This window comes from Stenotrophomonas sp. FR010, from assembly GCF_047520755.2.
In the GTDB taxonomy this organism is placed as follows: Bacteria; Pseudomonadota; Gammaproteobacteria; order Xanthomonadales; family Xanthomonadaceae; genus Stenotrophomonas; species Stenotrophomonas sepilia.
Map to the genome: position 1 here is coordinate 95,392 of NZ_JAXBQT020000007.1, position 19,744 is coordinate 115,135.

Consider the following 19,744-nt stretch of genomic DNA (forward strand, 5'->3'; position numbering starts at 1 on the left):
GGTCAGACGGCCTTTTCGACCTGGCCGAACTCGAGCTCGACCGGAGTGGCACGACCGAAGATCAGCACCGAGACGCGCAGACGGCTCTTCTCGTAGTTGACTTCTTCGACGACGCCATTGAAATCGTTGAACGGACCGTCGGTGACGCGGACCATCTGGCCCGGCTCGAACAGCACCTTCGGACGCGGCTTCTCGACACCTTCCTGAACGCGATTCAGGATGGCTTCGGCCTCGGAATCGGCGATCGGCAGCGGACGATCGGCGGTGCCGCCGATGAAGCCCATGACCCGCGGGGTTTCCTTGACCAGATGCCAGCTTTCGTTGTCGATGCGCGGAATGCCGGCTTCCTCGTGGGTCTCGATCTGGACCAGCACGTAACCCGGGAAGAACTTGCGCTCGGAACGGCGCTTCTGGCCGGCGCGCATCTCGACCACTTCCTCGGTCGGGACCAGGACGTCGCCGAAGCGCTCTTCCATGCCGTCACGGACGATGCGATCGCGCAGAGCCTGCGCCACCGACTTCTCGAAGCCCGAATAGGCGTGAACGACGTACCAACGCTTCATGCAATTCTCCTTAGCGGCTCAGGAACCACTGAGTCAGTTTCTGGATCAGGAAGTCGAAGCCACCCAGCAGAAGACTGAGGATGAGCACCACGACGATCACGACCCAAGTCATGCGGACGGCTTCCTGGCGCGTCGGCCAGACCACCTTGCGCAGTTCGAAGCGCGACTCGGAGAGGAATTCGCGGGTGTCGCGCCCCTTGCCGGTCAGCATGAACACGCCGATACCGCCAACCAGACCGACCACGACCGCCAATGCACGCAGCTGACCCGCCCACGCACCCAGCTGGGCGGCGCGACCGGAGTCGGCGGAGAACCAGAACCAGACGAACAGACCGGCCAGCACCAGCAGCGATGCGGCGACATACTTGACGATATCTCCACCGTTGGCGGAGTTGTCCTTGGAGTGTTCGATCTTGCTATTCATCCGGCTGTGTCTGCTTTAGCGGCCCAGGCCGCTGGATAAGGTGGGCAGATGGCACGCCAGGAGGGACTCGAACCCCCAACCTGCGGTTTTGGAGACCGCTGCTCTGCCAATTGAGCTACTGGCGTACTTTGAAAACTTGCCTTCCCTTAGACGGCGAAGGCGGACCGAGGTTCCCGGCCCGCCATTCGCGTAACCGGCGGCGCTATGCAACCACCGGTACTGCAGGCTTACTCGATGATCTTCGAGACCACGCCGGCGCCGACGGTACGGCCACCTTCGCGGATGGCGAAGCGCAGGCCTTCGTCCATGGCCACCGGGTTGATCAGGGTGACTTCCATCTTGACGTTGTCACCCGGCATCACCATTTCGACGCCTTCCGGCAGCTTGGCGGCGCCAGTGATGTCGGTGGTGCGGAAGTAGAACTGCGGACGGTAGCCGTTGAAGAACGGGGTGTGGCGACCGCCCTCATCCTTCGACAGGACGTACACTTCACCTTCGAACTTGGTGTGCGGCTTGATCGTGCCCGGCTTGGCCAGCACCTGGCCACGCTCGACGTCGTCACGCTTGGTGCCGCGCAGCAGCAGGCCAGCGTTGTCGCCTGCCTGACCCTGGTCCAGCAGCTTGCGGAACATCTCAACGCCGGTCACGGTGGTCTTCTGCACCGGACGGATGCCGACGATTTCGATTTCGTCGCCAACCTTGATCACGCCGCGCTCGATACGACCGGTCACCACGGTACCGCGGCCCGAGATCGAGAACACGTCTTCCACCGGCATCAGGAACGGCTTGTCGATCGCACGCTCCGGCTCCGGAATCCAGCTGTCCAGCGCGTCGACCAGCTTCAGGATGGCCGGCACGCCGATATCGCTCTGGTCGCCTTCCAGCGCCAGACGGGCCGAACCGGCGATGATCGGGGTGTCGTCGCCCGGGAACTCGTACTTGCTCAGCAGCTCGCGCACTTCCATCTCGACCAGCTCGAGCAGCTCGGCGTCGTCCACCATGTCGGCCTTGTTCAGGAACACGACGATGTACGGCACGCCGACCTGGCGCGACAGCAGGATGTGCTCACGGGTCTGCGGCATCGGGCCGTCAGCGGCCGAGCACACCAGGATCGCGCCGTCCATCTGGGCGGCACCGGTGATCATGTTCTTGACGTAGTCAGCGTGGCCCGGGCAGTCAACGTGGGCGTAGTGACGGGTCGGGGATTCGTATTCGACGTGCGCGGTCGAGATCGTGATGCCACGCGCCTTTTCTTCCGGCGCGGCGTCGATCGAGGAGTAGTCCTTGAACTCGCCACCGAAGCGCTCGGCACCGATCTTGGTCAGTGCGGCGGTCAGCGTGGTCTTGCCGTGGTCGACGTGACCGATGGTGCCGACGTTGACGTGCGGCTTGGTGCGCTCGAACTTACCCTTGGCCATGGCTGCTTATCTCGAATTCGTCTGAGAGGTGATGCTTAAGATGGTGCTCACGAAAGGAATCGAACCTTCGACCTCTTCCTTACCAAGGAAGTGCTCTACCGACTGAGCTACGTGAGCCGAGTTTTGCATTATGACATGAACTCGATAATATTCAAAGTTCATTCAATGGAGCGGGAGACGGGAATCGAACCCGCACCATCAGCTTGGAAGGCTGAGGTTCTACCATTGAACTACTCCCGCGCCGGGAATGTCACAACGTGAAACTGGTGGAGGGAGGTGGATTCGAACCACCGAAGGCGTAAGCCAGCAGATTTACAGTCTGCCCCCGTTGGCCGCTTGGGTATCCCTCCTTACCACCCCAACCCGTTGCCGCCGAAGCGTTGCGGTGTGTGGTGGTGAGCCGCTTATTCTGCTGATCAGGCGGGGGGCTGTCAACGCTTTTTTCCATCTTTTTCACACGTTGTCGCAAACCCATTGATACGCAAGGTTATTGCCCAGCGACCGACAGGGTCTCGCTGGCGAAAATTGCGACATGGGGGACGCCATCGGCGCCGATCCAGCCCCGATACATGCCCTGGGTGTTGAACGGCATGGCCATTTTTCCGTCTGCGGCAAGCACGATCGCGCCGCCGTCGCCGCCCATCTTCGGAATCATCTCGTTGATCACGCCCCTGCCGGCCTGCTCCGGCGTCTGCCGCTGGTAGCGCATGCGCGCACAGATCTCGTGCGCGGCCGCAGTCCGGATGTAGTACTCGCCCCAGCCGGTGCCCGATACCGCGCAGCCCGCGTCGGCCCAGGTACCGGCGCCGATGATCGGCGAATCACCCACACGGCCATAGCGCTTGTTGGTCATGCCACCGGTGGAGGTGCCGGCGGCAAGCTGCCCCTGCGCATCCAGGGCAACCGCGCCCACCGTGCCGAAGTGCCTTGCGGTCTCCAGGTCGGCGTGCGCCTGGCCACTGGCCTCTTCCTTCAATGCGCGCTGCAGTTGCTGCCAGCGCTTGTCGGTACGGAAGTAGGATGGATCGACAAGGCCGATGCCCTGCTCCACCGCGAATGCCTCGGCACCCTGCCCGACCATCATCACGTGCCTGGACTTCTGCATCACGGCCTGGGCCAGCAGGATCGGGTTGCGCACCCGCTGCACGCCGGCCACCGCACCTGCAGCCAGGGTGGCGCCATCCATCACTGCGGCATCCAGTTCGTTGTGGCCGTCATGGGTGAACACCGCGCCCTTGCCGGCGTTGAAGGTCGGATCGTCCTCCAGCACGGTGATTGCCGCAGTGACGGCTGCAAGCGCCGGGCGACCGGCCGCCAGTTCGGCATGGCCCTTCAGCAGCGCCGCGCGCAAGGCGTCGCGCGCAGCCTTCTCTTCAGCCGGCGACAGGTCCTTGCGCTCGACACCGGCGCCGCCGTGGATGACCAGCAACGGCGAGGCGGCCGGGGCGGCCTGGGCAAGCAACGGCACGGACAGCAGCGCGGACAGCACCAGGCGCAGTTTCATCGGGTACATCTCCAGCAGGTGTAGTGAAAGGATTGCACCGGTAGTGCCGGCCGCTGGCCGGCACCGGTGGCATCAGGGAAGGTGGATTGCCGGCCAGCGGCCGGCACTACCGAAGCGTGAACTCAATCTCGCCGTCACTGACGTCGGCCACGGCCTGGTAATCGGCCTCGGCCTGGAAATCATCCAGCCGCATGCGGCTGCCGCTGGCGACCACCGTCACCGGCACCGCATGGAAGCGCAGCGGTTCCCCCTCGACCAGGCGATCGGCGTCGCGGCCGGGGCTGACCACCCAGACCTTGCCTTCGCCACCTGCGCTGTAGACCTGGGCCCGGCCATCGGGCTCAACGCACAGGGCGGTGTCCTCATCGACGCCGATGCCGACGATATCAGGGTCGCCGCTGTCCTGGGCGGCACGTGCCACGAACACGATCAGGCGACCGAGCCGGTCACGCTTGTCGAAATGGGTGTCGGTGACCACGCGCTGCAGGTAGGGCATCTGCAGGAAGCCGCTGTCCAGGGTCACGGCACTGCCCATCGGGTCGGCCAGCGCACCGGCCGAGGTGATGCTGCCGCCATCCATGGCGCCATAGGCATAGCCGCCGAGGATGGCCAAGCCAGCGCTGGTACCGGCAATCGGCTTGCCGGCGCGCACATGGGCGTTGAGTGCACGGTTGAGTGCGGTGCCCTTCCAGAAGCGGATATAGCGGGACTGGTCGCCGCCGGCAATGAAGATGGCATCGGCCGCGGCGACCACGCGCAGCACCGCCGGATCATCGGCACCGCGGCGGCTGTCGAAGACCAGGGTCTGCACTGCGGTAGTGCCGCCGATCTCGCGGTACAGGCGGTCCTGCAGTTCGTCGCCACCGGAGGCGCGCAGAATCAGCACACGGCCATTGCCGGCCTGCTTCAGCCACCACTGGAAGGCCTCCGGCACCCACTCGCCACCGCCCATCAGCATCATGGCGGGCGCGCGCGGACCGGGACGCGGGGATTCCAGATCGCCGATTTCGTAATAGGCGAAGCCGGGGCCCTGCAGGTCCTGCGCGGGCGCGGCCAATGGCCAGGCCAGCACCAGCAGCGCCAGCCAGGCGAAGGGGCCAGGCAGGGTCCGGTCGAGGCGTCGCATCTTGATCTCCCTGAACAAAATCGACTTGCAAGCGTTTTCACTCTTTGCCAGATAGGGGCCCAGTAGTCAAGGGCATGAAAAAGGCGTTAAATGCGCGCGCCCATTCCGGAAGTCTGAATGGGGGACAGGGCCCCTCCTCTGCGGGCCGGCTTCATTTCCGAGAATTCCTCATGCGTAGACAGGCGATGGCGTGGTCGATCCAGCTGGCGTTGATGGGCGTGGCTGCTTCTGCGGCGGCCCAGGCACCGGTTTCCTCTTCGGTGCAACAACTGGACGCGGTGCAGGTCACCGGCTCGCGCATTCCGCGCGCCCAGGTGGAAGGCCCCGCTCCGATCACGGTGATCAATGCCGAGCAGATCCGCTCCAGTGGCTTCACCAGCGTGCCGGACGTACTGCGTGCAATGACCCAGAACGGCGGTGAGACGCAGAGCCAGCAGTCTTCCAGTGGCGCCGACTTCTCGCCGGGCGCCCAGCAGGTGGACCTGCGCGGCCTGGGCCCGAACCACACGCTGGTGCTGGTCAATGGCCGGCGCATTGCCGATTTCCCGATGCCGTTCAAGGGCCGCAGCAACTTCACCGATGTCTCCAACATCCCGCTGGGCATGATCGAGCGCATCGAAGTGCTGACCGGCAGCGCCTCGGCCATCTACGGCTCGGACGCGATCGCCGGCGTGGTCAACTTCATCCTGAAGAAGAAGGCCGACGGCACCACCATCGACATGCGCATGGGCACCACCACCGAAGGCGGCGGCGAGTCGTTCGACATGAGCCTGGCCAGCGGTTTCAGCCGTGGCAACTTCAACGCCGTGTACAGCGTCGAGCTGCAGTCGCAGACCCCGCTGTGGGCCTATGACCGTGACATCCAGGACTCGACCCGGGATGGCCCCACCGAGGGTTCGCGCATCGCGCGCCGTGCCTATCTGCGCACCGACTACAACGATGACTACCTGGACCCGGGCGCCGCCACCTGCGAAGCGCTGTCCGGCCAGAACCAAGGCAGCACCTATCGTGCCTACCGCCCGAAGTATGGCTACTACTGCGGCAGCGACAGCTCGATCGGCTACGGCACCATCCTCAGCAAGCGCCGCGGTGCCAACGGCTACGCGTCGCTGAGCTACGACTTCGACAATGGCCAGCAGTGGTTCGCCGACGTGCAGCTGGGCTACCACACGATGTCGCTGATGCGCGACGTCACCCAGTGGGGCCGCATGGATGCCAACGGTGATGAGTCGGGCTACTTCAACAACGAATCCACTGGCGAGATCGAGTTCTGGCAGCGCCAGTTCTCGCCCGAGGAAATGGGCGACCTGCGCAACGCCATGGTGCGCAGCACGCAGAAGACCTTCAGCGTGACCACCGGCTTCAAGGGCAACCTGATTGGCAACTGGGATTACGAAGCGGCGTTGGGCCATTCGCAGTACCAGTCGCGCATCAGCTGGGCACAGATCATTGCCGCCAAGGCCAACGACCTGTTCCTCGGCCCGCAGCTGGGCGTGGATGACGACGGTTTCCCGGTCTACAACGCCGATCCGTCACGGCTGTACCGTCCACTGACCCGCGCCGAGTACGACTCGATCGCCGCGCGTACCACCTACACTCCGAAGTCGCGCACGGAGACCGCCGCCTTCACCCTGACCAACTCGGCCCTGTTCGCTCTGCCGGGGGGCGACGCCGGGTTTGCCGCGACCGTGGAAGTGGGCCAGCAGGCCTATTCGCTGAACCCCGATCCGCTGGCGACCGGGTACTACTACTACAGCTGGAAGGATTCGGACGGCAAGGGTTCGCGCAACCGCTGGGCGACGGCTGCGGAGCTGCGCATGCCGCTGCACGACACGGTCAACCTGAGCATGGCGGGCCGCTACGACCAGTACCGCTATTCCGGACACAGCATCGGCAAGGCGACCTGGAGCGGCGGCCTGGAATGGCGCCCGATCGATACCCTGCTGGTGCGCGGCTCCTACGGCACCGCATTCCGTGCACCGGACCTGCACTATGTGTTTGCCGGACCGGGCAACGACGAGACCAGCGCCGAGGATCTGTACACCTGCCGCCTTGAGGAAGCCAGCGACTGTTCCGATTACGAGCGCAACCTGATCCGCAGTCGCACCGGCAACCGCCAGCTCGACCCGGAAACCAGCACCTCGTGGAGCGCCGGCATCGTCTGGTCGCCGGCGATCGGCCTGGACCTGTCGGTGGACTGGTTCGACATCGACATGCGCAACCAGGTGCAGGACATGGACGTGCGCACGCTCCTGGCCAACGAAGCAAACTGCCGCCTGGGCAGCGCCGACATCAATTCGCCGACCTGCGTGGACGCGCTCGCCCGCATCACCCGCAGCAACGACGGACGCCTGTATGGCGTGCACGTGGAGCCGATCAACGTCGCCCGCGAATCCACCTCCGGCATCGACGTCGGCCTGCGCTATCGCCTGCAGACGGGCATCGGCGATTTCATCTTCAACGGCACGCACACCTGGGTGAAGAAGCATGATTTCCAGCGCTACCCCGGCGACCGCACCGAAGACCAGTTCGCGGTCAACAGTGGCTTCGACATTCCGCGCACCAAGACCAGCCTGAGCGTGACCTGGGAGAAGGATGCGTGGTCGGCAACGGTGTACGGCTCGCGCCTGGGCAAGCTGCCGACCTCGGACAGCTACGACCAGGTGTTCGACTGGGATAGCGGCGACAGCCCGTACGTGACGGCGACCTATCGCTACAACGCCTCGCTGCAGTACCGCTTCGACGACCACTCGCGCCTGTCGCTGTCGGTGGTCAATGTGTTCAACAAGATGCCGCCGAAGGACCGTACGTACACCGCTTACCCGTACTACGACGTGTCCTGGTTCGACAGTGTCGGCCGCACGATCAACCTGCAGTACACCCACAAGTTCGGTGGCAGCGCACTGTAAGTGCTTGGCCAGCGCCGATACAGGGGACCCCCGCTTTGGCGGGGGTTCTCTTTTCCGCCGCCTGAACGGTACCCACGCGCAGGCTCCGGCCTGACCGGCCAGCGGGGGATTTTAGGAAACAGCTGATTCCGCGCCATCAGCGCCGCTCCCTAGCATCGTTGCATGCTCCGCTTTCCCCGCCCTTCGCTGCAGCAGGCCGTGCCATCAACCACCGCGTCGGTGTTGCTGCGCTGCCTGACCGTCTGCGTCTTCATCTGCCTGGCCGCCGCGGCCGGATTCTACCTGCTCACGGCATTCACCGAAGACATCTCGACCCATCGCCGCGAGATGAATGCAGCGGCCTACAAGGCACAGATCTATTTCGACCAGCGCGAAGCCCTGCTGCGCTACCTGGGTGATTCGGTGCTGGCCGGCAACCCGGATGCACCAGCCGCAGACAGCGAGGGCGTGCGACAGCTTCCGCTGGATGGTCCCGGTGGCCAGCCGGGCCAGCGGCTGCTGCTGTCAGCGCGCGCTGAGCACACGCTGCAGGCACTGCAGACGCACCTGCTGCTGATCGATGCACACGGCGCGCATTGGCTGGCCGGGGGCGAGGTCGACGTCGACCTGGTGCACCTGCCATCGCTGCGTGCGCTGCAGGCACGCAGCGGCAGCCTCGAGGGTGCAGACCCGGTGTACTGGCTGCGGCCGGGTGACAGTGGCGTTGCGCTGGCGCAGCCGGTACAGGCGGGCCCCCAACCGGCGCAGTGGCTGGTGCTGCTGCTCGATGGCGCGGCGGCGGCGAGCATGATCGACGGCCAGGGCATTGGCGGTTATGCGCTGCTCGACCGTGCTGGGCAGCCTGCATTATCCAGCCAGGCACCGCGGCTGGATGGTGCGGGCTGGAAGACCCTGCGGGAGCGCCAGGACGACAGCTTCGGCACGTTGTGGAGCGGCGGCCTGCCGCGCGGCGTAGCGCTGGTGAAAAGTGTCGGCAATGACGGCTGGCGGTTGGTCTACCACCTGCCGCCACAGCTGCTGCTGGGCGACCTGGCCGTGCCCCTGCTGGTCTGCGTGCTCTTGCTGCTGCTGGCCGGTGTTGCGCTGCGCCTGATACGGCATCGCGTGGAGCTCCAGCTGATCGAGCCGGCCCTGCAGCAGCACCGCCGCCTGCTGGAGAACCTGGACTTCAGTTCGACGGTGATCGACATGGCGCCGGTCGGCATCTGCGTCCTGCGCCGCAGCGACCGCGCGTTGCTGCTCTCCAACCAGCTGCTGCGCGACTGGCTCGGCGAAGAAGGCGAACACAGCGACTGGCAGGCACCATGGCGCGGACATGCCGGCGAACGCGGGCGTGGACTTGAATTCACCGCCCGCGATGGACGCCAGCTGCAGGTGCTGCACGCGGCCTGCCGCTACCAGGGCGATGACGTGCTGCTATGCGTCTTCCATGATATTTCCCGGCACCGCCAGGCACAGGCCGCACTGTCGTCGGCACGCCAGGCCGCCGATGCGGCCAACCAGGCCAAGAGCGCGTTCCTGGCCACCATGAGCCATGAGATCCGCACCCCGCTGTATGGCGTGCTGGGCACGCTGGAGCTGCTGGGGCACACCTCGCTGGACGCCCGGCAGTCGCAGTACCTGCGCACCATCGAGAGTTCCTCGTCGGTCCTGCTGCAGTTGATCAGCGATGTGCTGGATGTTTCCAAGATCGAGTCAGGCCAGCTCAGCCTGGAGCCGACGGCATTCTCGCCGCGCGAGCTGACCGAGAGCGTGCTGCGCAGCTTCGCCGCGTCGGCCACCTGCAAGGGCCTGCAGATCCTGGTCTGTACCGATCCGAGCCTGCCGACACGGGTGCTCGGTGATGCCGACCGCATCCGCCAGGTGCTGGGCAACCTGCTCAGCAATGCAATCAAGTTCACCGAGCATGGCCGGGTGGTATTGCGCGTGCGCCAGGTGCAGCGCGAAGCTGAATCGAGCGTGCTGGCCTGGCAGGTGACCGATACCGGCGTGGGCATCGCTGCGGAGGAACAGGCGCGGTTGTTCGAACCGTTCCGCCAGGTCCGCGGCGCAGCCAGCGCGCAGGGCACCGGCCTGGGCCTGTCCATCAGCGACCGCCTGGTACGTCTGATGAGCGGCGAGCTGCAGGTGGTGAGCGAACCCGGGCTGGGCAGCAGCTTCAGCGTCCGCCTGCCGTTGCCGGTGCTGGCCGCTGCCGAGGATGGCCCCACACTACTGCCGGAACCACCGATCCTGGTGCGCGGCCGCGACCGCGAGCTGGTCGACAGTGCCTGTGGCTGGCTGTGTCGCTGGGGCGCCAACGCGCAGCCCCTGCTTGGCGACCCGGCGTTGCTGGACCATGACGGTGCGATCCTGATGGATGGCGAAGCCGGGATGCCGCTGGCCTGGTCGGGCCCGCGCGTGGTGGCTTCGATCGAGGGCGGTGACCAGCCGATCACTGCCGGTGATGGCAGCCTGGTGGTGACCCTGCACAGCATGACCGCGATCGGCAAGGCGCTGGCCAGCGTGCAGCACCAGCGTGCAGCGCAGCCGGTGGCCACGCGTACGGCACCACCGATGCCTCTGGGCCTGCGTGTGCTGGCCGTCGAGGACAACCCGATCAACCGGGTGATCCTGGCCGAGCAGCTGCGCACCCTCGGCTGCGACGTGGAGCTGGCACAGGATGGCATGGAAGCGTTGCAGCGGTGCCGTGAGCAGTGCTTCGATCTGGTGGTGACCGATATCAACATGCCGCGCATGGACGGCCACGCGCTGGCCCGCCAGCTGCGCGATGACGGCAACCCGGTACCGGTGATCGGCGCCACCGCCAATGCCACCGCAGAGGAGCGCGAGCGCTGCCTGGCCAGTGGCATGCAGGGCTACCTCAGCAAACCCGTCGACATCGCCCGCCTGCGCAAGGCGCTCACCGCCCTGCGCCAAGGAGACCCCGCATGACCCAGCGCGTCCTGATCCTGGAAGACCAGCCCTTCCAGCGTGGTTTCCTGGCCAATCTGTTCGGCAGCCGCGCCGGTGTCCAGGTCGATGCCTGCGAAGACGTGGATGCCGCCATCGCACTGTGTGCCTGCCAGCCCTACGACCTGGTGGTCAGTGACCTGCTGATGCCCGGGCAGGACGGCATCCAGTTCATCCAGGCACTGGCGGCGCAACCACGCCCGCCGCGCCTTGCCGTGGTCAGCGCGGCCCCGCGGCGGATGATGACCTCGGCACGGCTGATGGCCGAATCGCTGGGGCTGGATGTGATCGGCCTGCTGCCCAAGCCGGTGGCGGCCGCCGACGTGGACGCGCTGTTCGAGGCGCTGGCGCAGGCGCGCCCGGCCACCGACAAGGCCCCCTCACTCGCGGCAGCGGCAGTCCCCGAACCGGATGCGTCGCAGCTGCGCCAGGCGATGGCCGATGGCAGCCTGACGGCGTGGTTCCAACCCAAGAAGTCACTGCAGTCCGGACGGGTGGTGGCGGCCGAAGCACTGGTGCGCTGGCGCCACCCGCAGCTGGGCACGCTGGCCGCCGGCAGCTTCCTGCCGGCGATCTGCCGCTACGGGCTGGAGGGCGACCTGCTGCGGATGATGCTCAAGGCCAGCATCAGCGCACAGGCGCGTTGGCGCAAGCAGGGCTTCCGGGTACCGGTGTCGATCAACCTGCCGCCTCATCTGCTGGAGCAGTCGGACCTGCCCGATGAGCTGCTGGCGCTGACCCTGGCCCACGGCGGGACGCCCGGCGAGTTGTGCTTCGAACTGATGGAGAACAGCACTACGCGGCACGTCAGCGACTTCTATGCCGGTGCCTGCCGGCTGCGCATGAAGGGCTTCGGCTTGGCCCAGGATGATTTCGGGCAGGGCCTGAGCTCGGTCCACAACCTGGTCAATACCCCCTTCACCGAGGTCAAGATCGACCGCGCGCTGGTCAGTGGCTGCGCCCGTGACCCGGCCCTGCACCTGACCCTGTCGACGGTGATCGCACTGGCCAACCAGCTGGGCCTGACCATCGTGGCTGAGGGCGTGGAAAGTGATGCCGACCTGGCCGCACTGCGGCAGTTGGGGTGCAGCCAGGTGCAGGGGTTCCTGATCTCGCAGGCGCTGCCGTCGGACGAATTCAACCGTTTGCTGGACGAGGAAGCACCGCAACTGGACGAAAGACCGCGGGCCGCCCTGCGCTGACGCGGATTCCACGACGGCTTCACAAAAACATCAAGCGGCATTGATGATCCTGTCTGTGCAGTGGCGTCGCGCCACCACCGGTGCCGATGTCCGCCCCCTGCCCTGAGACCTGCCATGCCGGCCGAGGCCGCTCCTGTACGCCGACTCGCTCGCCGCTCGCTCCGCGTCCATGCCCTGTTGATCGGCGTGGTGGTGCTGGCGACCCTGCAGGCCGGACTGCTGCTGTCGGCCGGCTCGCAGCTGTTGAACGAAGAGCGCAGCAAGATCGAGTACCACTTCCGCCGCCTGGACGGCACGTTGCGCGAGCAGGAGCGCTTCCTGCGCCAGTGGCGGCTGCATGATGTCGGCGTACGAGGCCAGCCGGTTGCCGATGCCAGCGTGGAACTGCAACGCGGTCCGTTGTACGCCAACTTCGCGGTGATCGGGAGCGAGGGAGCCGGTCGTTCGCCACCGACCGAGCTGGGCGACCGGTTCCTGCGCTTCTACGGCACGTTCTGGTCCGCTTCGCGCTACCCACCACCGCAATGCCTGCTGGTCGATGGCCAGGGCACACGCGGGCTGCTGGCACCGGTACAGACCGTCGGTACCGATGCAAGCCAGAACAGCCCGCATCACCTGCGACCGGCGATCGCCGACATCCACCGCGCACTGGGTACGCGGCCCACGCTGCAGCGCGGCGGCATCGCCTGGGTAAGCGTGCCGTGGCGCGACCGGCAGACCTGGCTGCTCGCCATCGCCCACGCCCCGCAGGATGCGCGCCTGTGGGGTGAGGACGGCAAGGATTCGCAGGCCGCGCTGGCGTGCCTGCTCGATCCGGCACGTGTCGATGACTACCGGCAGGTGCTGGGTGTTCCGGTGTTCCAGCGGCTGTCGCTGTTCGATGCCGATGGCCAGCGCCTGCTGGGCGATGCAGCAGACGCCAGTGACGCTGGCACCTCCTGGAAGGCTGGCCTTGCAGGCCTGCAGTTCCGCATGCGCAGCGAGCGCGGCTGGCTGGCGGTGTACCACGTCAGCTGGCGGCAGGTGTTCCAGCACCCACAGGGGCCCTTGCTCGGTGCGACCGTGGTGGCCCTGCTGCTGGCACTGGGTGGCACGCTGGTGCTGCGCGCGTATCGGCGTTCGGTCATCGAGCCGCTGCGCAGCAACCACGCGCGGCTGCTGGAAAGCGAAGCCTTCAGCCGCACCATCCTGGACAACGCGCCGATCGGGCTGTGCCTGCTGCACCGTACCGATGGCAATGTGCTGCTGGACAACACCCTCGCCCGCCGCTGGCTGGGCGAAGACCACCACAGCGGAGGCTGGCATGGCCCTTGGCGGCGCAGCGTGCTGTCCGCTGGAGGCACCACGCTCGGCGATGGGCTGGCCTACACCACGCCCGAAGGCCGCCACCTGCTGGTGACCGCGACGCCGGCGCGCTATCGCGGCGAGCCGGCGGTGCTGTGTCTGTTCATCGATCTCAGCAGCCAGCACGAAGCCGAGCAGGTGCTGCAGCAGGCGCGCCGTGCCGCCGACCAGGCCAACCGGGCCAAGAGCCAGTTCCTGGCCACCATGAGCCACGAGATCCGCACGCCGCTGTACGGCGTGCTCGGCACCCTCGAACTGCTCGGACTCACGCCACTGGATGCGCGTCAGCGGGACTACCTGGGGACGATCCAGCGTTCGTCCTCGACGCTGATGCAACTGATCAGCGACATCCTCGATGTCAGCAAGGCCGAGGCCGGGCAACTGAGCCTGGAACCCAGCCCGTTCGATCCAGTGCATCTGACCGAGGATGCGCTCGACTCGTATGCTGCCGCGGCCGCCAGCAAAGGGCTGCAGTTCTACGCCTGCATCGATGCCGACGTGCCGCCCGTGGTGTGCGGTGATGCGGCACGGATCCGCCAGATACTCAACAACCTGATCAGCAACGCGCTGAAGTTCACTGACAGCGGACGCGTGGTGGTGCGCGTCTCGGCACGCTGGCAAGAGCAGCGCTGCTGGCTGCAGTGGCAGGTCGCCGATACCGGCATCGGCATTGCCAGCGAGCACCAGGCACACCTGTTCGAGCCGTTCTTCCAGGCCAACCCGGGCACCGATGCGATGCGCGGCACCGGCCTGGGCCTTTCCATCTGCGCGCATCTTGTGGCGTTGATGGAAGGCCAGCTGCGCGTGGTCAGCGAGAGCGGCCTGGGCAGCAGCTTCAGCGTAGAACTGCCGCTGCCCCCGGCGCCGGCCGATCCGCAGCAATCTCCTGCGCCGCAGTTGCCTGCGGGCCTGCAGGTACAGGTGCGGGGCGGTGTGCGCGAGCTGGTCCAATCACTGTGCGACCGCCTGCAGCAGCGCGGTGCACTGGCCAGCGTGTACCGCGATGAAAGCGCGGCGGGCTTGCCGTCGTCCACCGTGCTGCTCGACCTGGTCCTGGGCGACGCGTTGCCCGGGTGGGTGGATGGACCGCGTGCGGTTGCCTGCCGCGACGGCGGCGTGCGGCCACGGCAGATCGATGGCGCCTGGCAGGTTGGCCTGCACCGGTTCGACGCGATCGTGCTCGCGTTGGCTGCCGCCAGTGGCCAGCCGCTGGCGGCCAGCGCCGAAGGGCGCCTGCCGGCGACGCGCCGTTTCGGCCTGCAGGTGCTGGTGGCCGAGGACAACCCGATCAACCAGGCGATCCTGCGCGACCAGCTGGAACAGCTCGGCTGCCGCGCCGTGGTCGCCAGCGACGGCAATGAAGCGTTGGGCTACTGGCATCAGGACGAGTTCGCGCTGGTGCTGACCGACCTGAACATGCCCGGGATGGATGGCTATGGCCTGGCGCGCGCCTTGCGGGCGCGCGGTGTCAGCGTGCCGATCCACGGCGCCACCGCCAATGCCGACCCGGCCGAACGCCAGCGCTGCCAGGAATCGGGCATGCAGGGCGTGCTGGTCAAGCCGATCACGCTGGAAGCGCTGCAACGCCTGCTGATCGGGATCACCCGGGGCGACGCAACGGTTCCCGCGCCATCGCAAGCACCGGAATCCACCGATACGGGCGATGATGATCTCCCGCTGCAGGTTCCCGCGAAGATGCAGGCGTTGTTCCTGCAGACCATGCAGGCCGACCTGGACAGCCTGCGCCAGTCGATTGCCAGCGCCGATCCCGCGCGCGTGGTGCAGGTACTGCATCGCATCCGTGGCGCACTGGTCATCGTGGGCGCACCCGCCCTGGTGGACAGCGGCCTGCAGATCGAGCACAGCCTTGCGAGCGGCGATGACCTGACCACCCAGGCGGCGTCGCTTGCCCGCTTCCAGGGACGCCTCGAACAGCTGTTGCATCCGCTGCTTGATGCGGCCTCCCCTTCCCCACCTGACGACCCGACCCCGCCATGACCACACGGATCCTCATCGCCGACGACCACCCGATCGTGCTTGCCGGCATCCGCGACGTATTGGCCGGGGAACTGGACCTGGACGTGGTGGGCGAAGCGGCCGACCCGGCGACGCTGATCGAATTGATGACCCGCACCCGGCCACAGGTCGTGATCACCGACTACAGCATGCCGGGGGGCGACCGCTTCGGTGACGGCATCAAGCTGATCTCGTTCCTGCGCCGCAGCTTCCCGGAGACGCGCCTGCTGGTGCTGACGATGGTGTCCAATCCGTCGTTGGTTGCAGCGATGTATGCCGCCGGCGCCGGCGGCGTCGTGCTCAAGAGCCATGGATTGGGCAGCCTGGTACAGGCCCTGCGCGTGGTGCTGGCCGACCGCGTCTACCGGCCACCGGGCCTGCTGCCGGTCGCGGCGAGCGAACCAGCCGATGCCGATGCGGTCCGTGCGCGCCTATCGCCGCGCGAACTGGAAGTGATCCGGCTGTTTACCGGCGGCATGAGCGTGGGCGACATCGCACGCCAGCTGCAGCGCAGCGCCAAGACGGTCAGCACGCAGAAGATCAGTGCGATGCGCAAGCTCGGCGTGGACAGTGACCAGGCACTGATCGAGTATTGCCTGCAGGCCTCGTTGTTCGCCTGAGGCCCACTCCAGGCTGAATCCTGCAGGCCCCGTGCGGGGGCCTGCGACGGCTTTAGGAAACGCCTGATTCCATAGGACAGTGCCGATTTCTAGGCTGGACGCATCCCGCCATGGTGCGCCTGCCGGCAGCAACCGCGTCGCCGTGGGGGACGGAAGCCCGATGGCGCCTGCAGCTGCCATCGCGTGTGGCTTCCGCAGCGACGCGGCCCTGCCGCGCCAGTCCGCGCAGCCCTGCTGCGCCCTGCCACAGGAAGTCCAACAGCATGTACGCCTCCCCCACTCGGCGCCGCCGAGCGTCCGGGCGCGCGCGCCTCGCGCCTGCTCCCCTCCTTCCCAGCCTGCTGGCAACCGCCCTGTGGGCGGCACTGCCAGTCCACGCCGCCGATCTGACCGGGCCCCTGCAGGTCAGCGATGGCAACAACCTGCAGCTGGGTGCCGATGATGTCCTCACCCATGGCGCGGGCAGCTTCGCACTGACCGTCACCGGCGCTGGCAGCAGCGCACTGATCGACGGCAGCCGCATCAACGTGACCGGTAATGGCAGCGCCGTGTCTGCTGCCAGTGGCGGCCAGGTGCAGCTGCGCGGTGCCGCCCTGTCGATCGCACCCGCTACCGGCGTGGGCGTCTACGCACTGTATGCCAATGGTGCCGGCAGCGTGATCGATGCGCGCGATGTCGATATCGATGCCACGCGCAACGGCAGCGGATTCGGCAGCGTGCAGGCCTACAACGGTGGCGTGATCCGTTACACCGGGGGCCGCCTTTCAGTGACAGGTACCGGTGCGGTGCTGGCCGGTGCGTCCGGCAAGGGCAGTGAACTGCACCTGGCCGATCTGCAGATGAGCGCCGACGGTGGTGCCCGCCTGCGCGCCGACAGCGCGGGCCTGCTGACGATCCGCAACAGCCGCATCACCCTCGCTCCCGGTGGCATCCTCGCCGGCGTTGCCGTCGATGGCGCGGGCAGCCGCGCCGAGCTGTACGACACCTACATGGAAGGCGGCTGGTTCGATATCGACAGTGGTGGCAGCGTGCTGCTGGAGAACGTGGAAGCGCACTCGGTGGGTGGCAGCATGCGCCTGCTCGGCAGCCGCATCAGCAAGACCTATTCCAGCGCAGTGATCAACGGCGGCAGCTTCTACACCGTCGGCGGCTATGGCGTGAACATCAACAGCTGGGGGCAGCTGACCGCCCGCGACGCCGCGTTCGATGTGCGTGATGGCTACTCCGGATTCTGGCTGGCCAGCGATGAGTCGCGCCTGCAGCTGACCGTCAGCACCATCGACACCTGGACCGACACCTACGGCTACGGTGTCGAGATCGCCGGCGGGGTCGCCACCGTGCAGGGCGGCCGGATCACCACGCACGGCGATACGACCTATGGCGTACGCGTGACCGGTTCCACCGGCAGCACCGCCAGCCGCATTGAAGCCACCGGCAACGTGATCGACGTGCGCGGCAACGGGGGTGGCGGCGTGTTCATCGGTGGCTCCACCGCCACCGCGCTGCTCGACACCGTTGCGATCCGCGGCGACGGCGAGAACGCGTTCGGCATCGTGCACATGAACACCGCGCGGCTGACCCAGGCCGATCGCCTGGACATCCGCATGACCGGCAGCAACAGTGGTGGCTACCGCTCCTACCTGACCGCGTTCGGCCCGTACTGGAACCGGGCCACCTTCAATGACAGCCACATCGAGACCGCCAGCGGCGCCGCGTTCTGGCTGCAGGGCAGCAACCATGCGTTGACCGTCAATGGCAGCGACGTGACCGCAGGCGACGGCGGCGGGCGCCTGCTGCGGGTCAGCGACACGGTGTTCACCGATGGCGGCAGCGTGGCGACCAGCCGCATCGACTTCAGCGCCGACGCCAGCACGCTGCGCGGTGACGTGGTGGTCGACAGCGCAACGGCTGACGTACGCATGGTGCTGGGCAACGGCACCACGTTCAGCGGTGCCCTGCGCAACGACTCAGGCTACCAGGTCGCACAGCTTGCGCTGGATGGCAGCAGCCAGTGGAACGTGCGTGCCAGTTCCAGCGTCGGCGCGCTCGAACACGCCGGCACCATCGCCTTCGATGCCCCGGGGGCAAGCGGCTTCAAGACCGTCACTGTCAGCGGCGACTATGTGGGCAACGGTGGTCAGTGGATCTTCAACCGTGCACTGGGTGACGACACTTCGCTGGGCGACCAGCTGGTCATCAATGGCAACAGCAGCGGCACTGCCAGCGTGAGCGTGCGCAATGCCGGCGGTGCCGGTGCACTGACGCAGGAGGGTATCCGCGTGATCACCGTTGGCGGCCAGTCCGATGCACAGTTCAGCCTGCAGGGACGCGCGGTCGCCGGTGCCTACGACTACTTCCTGTTCAAGGGCGGCGTGTCGACCCCGGATGATGGCAACTGGTACCTGCGTTCGGAATACGTGCCACCCGTCGATCCGCCGGAACCGCCGATTGATCCGCCGCAGCCGCCGGAACCGCCGGTCGATCCACCGTCACCGCCGGAACCGCCGGTCGATCCACCGTTGCCGCCGGAGCCGCCGATCGATCCACCGCGCCCGCAGGTGGAACGCCCGGAACCGGCGGCCTACCTGGCCAACCGCAGCGCCGCGCTGGGCATGTTCCGGCACAGCCTGCACGACCGCGCCGGTGACCCCGCCGCCGAGGCCGGCGCCAGCAGCGATGCCGTGGCCTGGATGCACCTTCGCAGCGCGCAGCCCGACAGCCACGACCGCAGCCGCCAGATCCAGGTCGATGGGCAGATCAGCAGCGTGCTGGTCGGCGTCGGCCGTCGCTTCGAGGTGGGCGGCGCGGGCGAACTGCAGGCAGGTGCGATGCTCGGCCACGGCCGCGCGCGCAATGACAGCCGCTCGCAGGTGACCGGCTACACCGCGCGTGGCGTGGTCACCGGCACCAGTGTGGGTGCCTATGCCACGTGGCTGCAGGATGCGCGCATGCAGGGCGGCGCCTATGTGGATGGTTGGCTGCAGTACGGCCGCTTCCGCAACAGCGTGCAGGGCGATGGCCTGCAGAAGGAACGTTATGACGCCCGCAACTGGAGTGCATCGGCCGAAGCTGGCTATGTGCTGCCCCTGCGGCGCACCGCGCAGCGCGGCATCTACCTGCAACCGCAACTGCAGGTGGTGCACAGCCGCTATGACAGCGACCGCGTGGTCGAGGCCAACGGCACGGTGGTCGAAGACCGCGGTGGTGACGAGACCAGCGCTCGCCTCGGCCTGCGCCTGTACAGCCGTGGGTTGAGCGCGGCGCAGGGCCAGGTGCATCCGTACGTGGCAGTGAACTGGTGGTCCGGCGGCAATGGCGCGGGCCTGGCGATGGACGGTGAACGGCTGCAGCGGCAGTTGCCGCGCGACATCTACGAAGCCAAGGCCGGTGTACAGGTGGATCTGTCCGGCGGCTGGCGCGGCTGGGGCGAACTGAGCCGGCAGAGCGGCGGCATGGGCTTCCGCGACGTCGGTGCCCAGCTGGGCGTGTCGTACACCTGGTGATGCGGGAAGTGTCCGGCAAGGGAGTGCCGGGCACTTTTTCCACATGCCGCGTGGAAAGCGATGGGAGTTTGATGTGGACAAGTGGCGGTGAGCTCCACGCACCAAGCGTTTCAGGGAGTGGCGTTTTTTTGTCCACGCCCATGCGCGGTTTTCCACATCCGCC

11 protein-coding genes and 4 tRNA genes are annotated in these 19,744 nt (G+C 66.9%); 6 read left to right on the forward strand and 9 right to left on the reverse strand.

Going from position 1 to position 19,744, the window contains the following annotated elements:
- Positions 1 to 2 precede the first annotated feature (2 nt).
- From nusG to ACM0PK_RS08505, 9 genes are all read right to left on the reverse strand, one after another.
- Positions 3 to 563 (reverse strand): transcription termination/antitermination protein NusG, encoded by a 561-nt coding sequence (nusG, locus tag ACM0PK_RS08465; protein WP_004154362.1) that lies wholly within the window; start codon positions 561 to 563, stop codon positions 3 to 5.
- A gap of 10 nt (positions 564 to 573) precedes the next feature.
- Positions 574 to 987: a preprotein translocase subunit SecE gene (gene secE, locus ACM0PK_RS08470; RefSeq protein WP_004145202.1), complete on the reverse strand. Its 414-nt coding sequence runs from the start codon at positions 985 to 987 to the stop codon at positions 574 to 576.
- Between the two features lie 49 nt (positions 988 to 1,036).
- Positions 1,037 to 1,112, reverse strand: a tRNA-Trp gene (locus ACM0PK_RS08475).
- A 102-nt stretch (positions 1,113 to 1,214) separates the two neighbouring features.
- A complete protein-coding gene (tuf, locus tag ACM0PK_RS08480; protein ID WP_065178958.1) occupies positions 1,215 to 2,405 on the reverse strand; it encodes an elongation factor Tu in 1,191 nt (396 codons plus the stop codon).
- Between the two features lie 41 nt (positions 2,406 to 2,446).
- Positions 2,447 to 2,522 (reverse strand) — tRNA-Thr (locus ACM0PK_RS08485).
- 49 nt (positions 2,523 to 2,571) lie between these two features.
- Positions 2,572 to 2,645, reverse strand: a tRNA-Gly gene (locus ACM0PK_RS08490).
- Positions 2,646 to 2,669: 24 nt separating this feature from the next.
- Positions 2,670 to 2,755: transfer RNA gene (locus ACM0PK_RS08495), tRNA-Tyr, on the reverse strand.
- Between the two features lie 137 nt (positions 2,756 to 2,892).
- Complete coding sequence (locus ACM0PK_RS08500) at positions 2,893 to 3,909, reverse strand: isoaspartyl peptidase/L-asparaginase family protein (RefSeq protein WP_414607166.1); 1,017 nt, start codon at positions 3,907 to 3,909, stop codon at positions 2,893 to 2,895.
- Between the two features lie 106 nt (positions 3,910 to 4,015).
- The gene (locus tag ACM0PK_RS08505; RefSeq protein ID WP_414607165.1) at positions 4,016 to 5,035 is read right to left on the reverse strand and encodes a cyanophycinase; all 1,020 of its coding nucleotides are present in this window, start codon (positions 5,033 to 5,035) and stop codon (positions 4,016 to 4,018) included.
- A 170-nt stretch (positions 5,036 to 5,205) separates the two neighbouring features.
- On the opposite strand from ACM0PK_RS08505, the gene ACM0PK_RS08510 reads away from it, so the two are divergent.
- From ACM0PK_RS08510 to ACM0PK_RS08535, 6 genes are all read left to right on the forward strand, one after another.
- On the forward strand, positions 5,206 to 7,944 hold the full coding sequence (locus tag ACM0PK_RS08510) for a TonB-dependent receptor plug domain-containing protein (RefSeq protein ID WP_414607164.1): 2,739 nt from the start codon (positions 5,206 to 5,208) through the stop codon (positions 7,942 to 7,944).
- Between the two features lie 162 nt (positions 7,945 to 8,106).
- A complete protein-coding gene (locus tag ACM0PK_RS08515) occupies positions 8,107 to 10,878 on the forward strand; it encodes a response regulator (RefSeq protein ID WP_088496493.1) in 2,772 nt (923 codons plus the stop codon).
- Positions 10,875 to 12,098: an EAL domain-containing response regulator gene (locus tag ACM0PK_RS08520; RefSeq protein ID WP_414607163.1), complete on the forward strand. Its 1,224-nt coding sequence runs from the start codon at positions 10,875 to 10,877 to the stop codon at positions 12,096 to 12,098. Before ACM0PK_RS08515 ends, ACM0PK_RS08520 begins: the two co-directional genes overlap by 4 nt.
- Positions 12,099 to 12,212: 114 nt before the next feature.
- Positions 12,213 to 15,440: a hybrid sensor histidine kinase/response regulator gene (locus ACM0PK_RS08525; protein ID WP_414607162.1), complete on the forward strand. Its 3,228-nt coding sequence runs from the start codon at positions 12,213 to 12,215 to the stop codon at positions 15,438 to 15,440.
- Complete coding sequence (locus ACM0PK_RS08530) at positions 15,437 to 16,078, forward strand: response regulator (RefSeq protein WP_049416983.1); 642 nt, start codon at positions 15,437 to 15,439, stop codon at positions 16,076 to 16,078. The genes ACM0PK_RS08525 and ACM0PK_RS08530 overlap by 4 nt, the downstream gene beginning before the upstream one ends.
- A gap of 263 nt (positions 16,079 to 16,341) precedes the next feature.
- Positions 16,342 to 19,581 carry an autotransporter family protein gene (locus ACM0PK_RS08535; RefSeq protein ID WP_414607161.1) on the forward strand — a complete coding sequence of 1,080 codons (3,240 nt, stop codon included), beginning with the start codon at positions 16,342 to 16,344 and terminating at the stop codon, positions 19,579 to 19,581.
- Positions 19,582 to 19,744 lie beyond the last annotated feature (163 nt).